Below are 6,094 nucleotides of genomic sequence, written 5' to 3'. Positions count from 1 at the left end.
GCCGTGTTCACCGCGGCCACCCGTTCCATGCGTCCCTCCTCCCGAGCGTCCCTCCTCCCGAGCGTGACGCCTCCCGAGCATGACGCGAGCAACATCATACTTTCAGGTACCTGTAAGTTTCAGGTACCGAAGACAACACCGCCGGCGAGGAGTTCGAGACGGCGGGCCGGGCGGGCCGAGCGGGCAGCCCGACCGGGCAGCCCGTTACCCGAGCGGAGCGAGGCCGAGGTGCTCGCGCAGCGTCGTCCCCGAGTAGTCGGTGCGGAATACGCCGCGCTCCTGGAGCAGCGGCACGACCGTGTCGGCGAACTCATCCAGCCCGCCCGGGGTGATGTGCGGGACGAGGATGAACCCGTCGCTGGCGTCCTCCTGGACGAACTTGTTGATCGTCTCGGCTACAGTAGCGGCCGAACCGATGAACGGCTGCCGTCCGGTGACCTCGATGACCACCTCGCGCAGCGAGAGCTTCTTCGCCTCGCCGAGCTCGCGCCACTGCCGGACGGTCGCCTGCCGGTCGTCGAACATCCGCACGCTGGCCCGGCCCTTCGAGATGGTGTTCTCCCCCAGTACCGGGTCGACCTCGGGCACCGGGCCGTCCGGGTCGTAGCCGGAGAGGTCGCGGTTCCAGAGCTGCTCGGCGAACAGGATCGCCGTCGCCCCGCTGACCTGCTGGCGCCGGATCACGCCGGCCCGTTCCCGCGCCTCGGCGTCGGTGTCGCCGAGGACGAAGGTCGCCGCCGGCAGGACCACCAGTTGCTCGGGTCTGCGGCCGTGGCGGGCCAGGCGGCCCTTGATGTCGGCGTAGAAGGCCTGGCCCGCGTCGAACGTGCTGTGCCGACTGAAGATCGCGTCGGCGGACGAGGCGGCGAACTCGCGGCCGGCTCCCGAGTCGCCGGCCTGGAAGATGACCGGCCGGCCCTGCGGGCCGCGCGGCACGTTGAAGTGGCCGCTGATGTCGAAGAACGCGTCGTGCAGGTCGAACACGCCCGGCCGCGGCGTCCGCAGGAAGACCCCGGACTCCTTGTCGGCCACGATCTCGTCGCCGTGCCAGGAGTCGAACAGCTCCCACGCCGTGCGCAGGAACCGCTCGGCGCGGGCGTAACGGTCCTCCTCCCGCAGGTAGCCACCGCGGCCGAAGTTCTCCCCCGTGAACGCGTCCCACGACGTGACCACATTCCACGCGGCCCGACCGGCGGAGAGATGGTCGAGGCTGGCGAACTGCCGGGCGACCTCGTAGGGCTCGTTGAATGTGGAATTGATGGTGCCGGCCAGCCCCAGCCGTTCGGTCACCGCGGCGAGCGCCGCGAGCACGGTGAAGGTGTCCGGCCGGCCGACGACGTCGAGATCGTGGATGCGCCCGTTCTGCTCACGCAGGCGCAGCCCCTCGGCCAGGAAGAAGAAGTCGAACTTCGCCCGCTCCGCGGTCCGGGCCAGGTGGGCGAAGGAGCTGAACTCGATCTGGCTGCCCGCCTGCGGATCACTCCACACCGTCGTGTTGTTCACTCCGGGAAAGTGCGCAGCCAGGTGGATCTGCTTGATCGGCCTGCTCATCGGGGGTCCTCCGGAATCCTGCGTGACGTCCGCCGCCGAGAGTCGGATCAACGATCAGACGGTGGCGTAGCGGTTGGCGGGTCGCGGCAGGCCGAGGTGGCCGCGCAGGGTGGTGGCCTGGTAGGCGGTGCGGAAGGCGCCACGGTGGTGGAGTTCACCGACGAGCCCGCGGGTGATGGCTTCGAGGTCGTGGGGAAGGGCGGCCGGGCGTAGTCGGAACCCGGTCAGCCCGGTGGATCGCCAGTCGAGGAGAAGGTCGGCGAGGTCGCCGGGGGTACCGGCGAAGATCAGCGCGTCGGAGGTGTAGGGCTCACCGGCACGGGCATCGAGACGACCGCGCCGTTCGGCGGCCTGCTCCGCGGAGGCGTCGAGGAGAACGACGAGATCGGCGAAGACGTGCAGGGTGTCGTCGGCGCGTCCGGCCGCGGCCTGTTCGGCGCGGATCTCGCCGACGATCGCCCGGGCGTCGGCGGCGGTGTGCGGGGTGATGTAGGCGACGTCGGCGGCGCGGGCGGCGAGCCGGTAGGAAATGGTGCTGTGGCCCAGGGCGGTGACCAGCGGCTGGCCCTGGGGCGGACGGGGGACGATGGAGGGCCCGCGGACGGAGAACCAGCGGCCTTCGAAGTCGATGTAGTGCAGTTTGTCGCGGTCGATGAACCGTCCGGTGGCGGTGTCGCGGATCTCGACGTCGTCTTCCCAGCTGTCCCACAGCCGGCGTAGGACCTCGGCGTAGTCGGCGGCCTCGTCGAACAGGTCGCTGATGACCGCCTGGGCCTGGGGGGTCTGGTAGTCGGCGATGGTGGGGAGGTCGCGTCGGCCGAGGTGGGGAGTTTCGCCGGGGCGCAGGGCCTGGACGCGCACCCCGGCGCGGCCAGTGCTGGTGTAGTCCAGGGTGGCGATGGCCTTGGAGATGTGGAACGGCTCGGTGTGGGTGGTGGTGACTGCGGGGACGAGGCCGATGTGGCTGGTCAGGGGGGCGACCCGGGCGGCGGTCAGGACGGCGTCCAGGCGGCCGCGGACCTGGTCGGTACGCCCGTCGGGGCCGTCGAGACGGGAGGTCTGCAGGGCGAGGGAGTCCTCGATGGTGACGAAGTCGACCAGCCCGCGTTCGGCTTCCAGGACGAGGTCGGTCCAGTAGCGGGCGGTGAACAGCTCGGCCGGGCGGGCATCGGGCTCCCGCCAGGCCGCCGGATGCCACCCGGCTCCGTCCAGAGCGACGGCGAGACACAGCTCCGCGAGGGCGGTCATCGGGTCGGATCCAACATGCGGCGCATCGGGATCTCCTCAGACGGTGGGTGGCCGGGCGGTGGGTGGCCGGGCGACGGACGGTGGACGGCGTCGGGCGCTGCCTCACCGCACCGAGATCGGCGCCGGAAGCGATGGTGCGCGGGTGGTGGCGCTGAGGGCGCGCCCGGAACTCCGGCCACGAAGGTGCCGGGGACGCGCCCGATCGGGGGACAGCGCGGGGCCGTCAGCGACAGCGGCTGGTCTCAGCGCGCCCGTAGTCGATGCAGCGGCGGCACGTCAGCAATGGAGATGTGCGCACACTTTTCACTCTGAGTAGGTGAACGTTGCCGCGTCAAGAAGGAGGTGGGAATGTGACGTGCGATACGTCAGGCCCGCGCGGGAAGTTCGGGTGCGCAGCCGGGCCCGACCGTATGATTGTCCAATGGATGAGATAGTAATCTCATATTCCGAGACGCCGGGCTGGGATCCCGAGACCTACGACGGGGAGCGCCGCCGGCTCGTCCCCTCCTTCGACCTGCTGTACGGATCGGTCGGCGACCTGGTGGCGCGCCAGGGTGGCGCCCGACCGGCGGTGCTCGACCTCGGCGCGGGCACCGGTCTGCTGGCCGCCGCGGTCGCCGCGGCCGTCCCCGACGTCCGGTTGCACCTGTTCGACGACGCCGCGCCGATGCTGGCCAAGGCCCGGGCGCGGCTGTCCGCCGGCTCGATCGAGGCCGTCACCGTCGCGGACCTCGCCTCCGCCCTGCCGACCGGCCCGTTCGACGCGGTCGTCTCGGCGCTGGGCATCCACCACCTCGACGACCCCGGCAAGCGCGACCTGTTCCGCCGGGTGCGCGACGTCCTGTGGCCGGATGGGCTGTTCGTCAACCTCGAGCAGGTCAACGGCCCGACTGCCGCCCTGACCCGGCAGTACGAGGACATGCACGAACGGCAGGCTCGGGCGGCGGGTTCAGACGACGCCGAGTGGCAGGCCGCGTTGCGGCGGATGTCCTTCGATCGGTGCGCGCCGCTCGCCGACCAGCTCGACTGGCTGGCCGACGCCGGATTCGCGCCGGTCGACTGCGTCGCCAAGCACGGCAGGTTCGCGGTCTATGCCGGCTGGCGCCCCTGAGCCCGTCCACGGCCCACCCCGTCACCCGGCGGGGCACCAGCCGGTGAGCCTCACATCAGCTGCCGGGCGACGTCCGTCCGCACACCTGCCAGGGCGGTGTAGGCCGCGCCGCCCGGACATTCGGTGGCCATCCAGTCGCGGTGCCCGCTAACGGCCGGGACGGTACGACGCCTGCCACTCACCGGATGGACGTAGTGGACGGTGCCGAGCGGGTCGAGATGATGCGCTCCGGTCAACGCGAGCAGCACCAGGACGAGCGTGCGACGGGCGGCGGCGGTGGGGGTGCGCGTCCGCAGGTCACCGAGCAGCGCGACGCCGACGTTGCCGGCGTTGAAGTCCGCCACGTGCGCACCCGTCACCACGTAGCCGTCCTCCCGGTGGCCGGGAACGCTCTCCGTTCCCGACCACCGGCCCTCGTAGAGCGTGCCTGCCTCGTCGATGAGGAGGTGGTACCCGATGTCCGACCATCCCCGCTCGACCGTGTGGAAGTGGTAGATCGCCCGCACGGTGGCGGCGGGGTTCGGATCGTCGTTGGGCGTCACCGTGTGATGAACCGTGACAACCTGGCCCGGGTGGTACGTCGGTTTCCAACCGCTGCCGGGTGAGGGGGACAGCCGCAGCGACTCGTCCGCGCCCCACGCGGCCCGGGGCAGGTAGCGCAGGTCGAGCGTCGCCGGCAGCCGGACGGGGGCGACCGGGGCGGCGGCGACGATCTGGGCGCGGCGAAGAGCCCCGGCGACCGGGCGGCGCGCGAAGCCGAAGACGCAGAAAGGGCGGCGCGCGAAGCCGAGATCGCGGAAAGGGCGGCGTAGGCGGACACAATGGGTGCCGTTAACCGCTGCAACGGCCCCGACGTCGTGTTCAGGGCGGTGGACGTCACGGACGTCGCGCCGGGTGGCAACCACAGTTCGTAGCCGGTCGCGCGGTGCGCGGCGACCAGCACGGCGGCGCTCCTCCCCCCGGCCGGCGGGTCGTCCCGATCCACCGGACAGCCGACCGCCAGCGGCCGCCATGCGTCGAACCCACCCCCCGGCTGGCGCAGCCGGATCTCGGCGCCCCGAGAAGCGGCACCGCCGGGACCGCCGGTGCCGGCGGTGCCGGCGGTCCCCGTGCCGGCACCCCCGGGACCGGCCCGGCCATCCGCCGCGCGATCCTTCCCGTCACGGGTCCATCGGACGGCCACGTAACCGATGTCGAAATCCGACGTCGCGGGCCCCACTCCCCTCGTCACGGCGGCCAGGGTCCGGGGCACGAGCACGACACGCGTCCCCGGCGCCGAGAAGGCCCGCGCTTCCGCACCGGGTCGGACCCCTGCGGCCGGTGGCCCGGCCGGGCCAGCGGACGCGCTGCTCGGCGCGGCGTCGAGCAGCGTCTCCGCCCATCCACCCAGACCGGCACCGGCGAGACCGAGAATTCCGCGCCGGGACAGACCGGGCTCACGGCGACGCCGGCGAAACGGGTCAGCGGCATGGGACATGAGGCGTCCTTCGGGTCGTCATGGTCGAGACATTGGCACGCTACGGTAGTCGATGCCTTACCCTGTGCATCAAGGCGCCAAGAGATCCACCACGAGCTACCCGGCGGCAACGGGGACGGGGAATACGTCCCGGCGTCACGGGAAGGTCCATAAGCATCCGTTCGGGAGGACCTGAGCATCCGTTCGGGAGGAGGAGTGCCATGGTCGGGAAGAAGCCGCAGACCGACAAAACCGACAAGAAGGCGCAGGCCGACGAGATGCGGGACGATGTTCCGTCCACCATCGCCCGCTCCGACGATCAGGCCATCCGCACCTGGAAGAAGACCCACGACTCGGCGGTGGAGACCTACGGTGAGGGTGCGCGTGCCCACCGTGCGGCCTTTGCCGCCCTCAAGCACACCCACGAGAAGGTGGGGGACCGTTGGCGGCCGAAGGGTCGGCCCGGTCCCTCCGACGAGCAGGCCGCCACGCCGACGCCCGCCTCCCGGCACAGCGGGCCGACCGCCGAGGGCGTGGACGCGAACGCCTCGCTGACGCACCTGCGCGCGCTCGCCCGCGAGCTCGGCATCCCCGGCCGATCGACGATGTCGAGGGACGATCTCGTCGAGGCAATCAAGAAGGCCAACCGCAGGCGGACCGCGCAGGCCCGCAGCGGCGCGTAGGAGCCGTCCGCTCCTGAGAATACCGACCAGGACCAAGATTGGCGT

At 71.6% G+C, this 6,094-nt stretch carries 5 protein-coding genes; 2 read left to right on the top strand and 3 right to left on the bottom strand.

Translation table 11 applies throughout. The annotated features are described in order from the left end of the window. Window positions 1–204: 204 nt before the first annotated feature. Together AC08OU_RS21600 and AC08OU_RS21595 are read right to left on the bottom strand one after the other, a co-directional pair. Window positions 205–1,551 (bottom strand): NtaA/DmoA family FMN-dependent monooxygenase, encoded by a 1,347-nt coding sequence (locus AC08OU_RS21600; RefSeq protein ID WP_476601622.1) that lies wholly within the window; start codon window positions 1,549–1,551, stop codon window positions 205–207. Between the two features lie 54 nt (window positions 1,552–1,605). Beyond that, entirely contained in the window at window positions 1,606–2,799 is a 1,194-nt protein-coding gene (locus AC08OU_RS21595; protein ID WP_476601621.1) for an LLM class flavin-dependent oxidoreductase, read from the bottom strand. Window positions 2,800–3,220: 421 nt separating this feature from the next. Between AC08OU_RS21595 and AC08OU_RS21590 the strand changes: the two genes are divergently transcribed. Then, the gene (locus AC08OU_RS21590; RefSeq protein WP_476601620.1) at window positions 3,221–3,910 is read left to right on the top strand and encodes a class I SAM-dependent methyltransferase; all 690 of its coding nucleotides are present in this window, start codon (window positions 3,221–3,223) and stop codon (window positions 3,908–3,910) included. A 50-nt stretch (window positions 3,911–3,960) separates the two neighbouring features. On the opposite strand, the gene AC08OU_RS21585 is transcribed toward AC08OU_RS21590, so the two are convergent. Beyond that, a complete protein-coding gene (locus AC08OU_RS21585; protein ID WP_476601619.1) occupies window positions 3,961–4,923 on the bottom strand; it encodes an N-acetylmuramoyl-L-alanine amidase in 963 nt (320 codons plus the stop codon). A 664-nt stretch (window positions 4,924–5,587) separates the two neighbouring features. On the opposite strand from AC08OU_RS21585, the gene AC08OU_RS21580 reads away from it, so the two are divergent. After that, window positions 5,588–6,049 carry a ChaB family protein gene (locus tag AC08OU_RS21580; RefSeq protein ID WP_462188134.1) on the top strand — a complete coding sequence of 154 codons (462 nt, stop codon included), beginning with the start codon at window positions 5,588–5,590 and terminating at the stop codon, window positions 6,047–6,049. Window positions 6,050–6,094: the final 45 nt, after the last annotated feature.

The organism is Frankia sp. CcMO1 (genome assembly GCF_977945845.1).
Note: the sequence above shows the minus strand (reverse complement) of the source record. Positions and strands in the feature narration are given on the sequence as shown.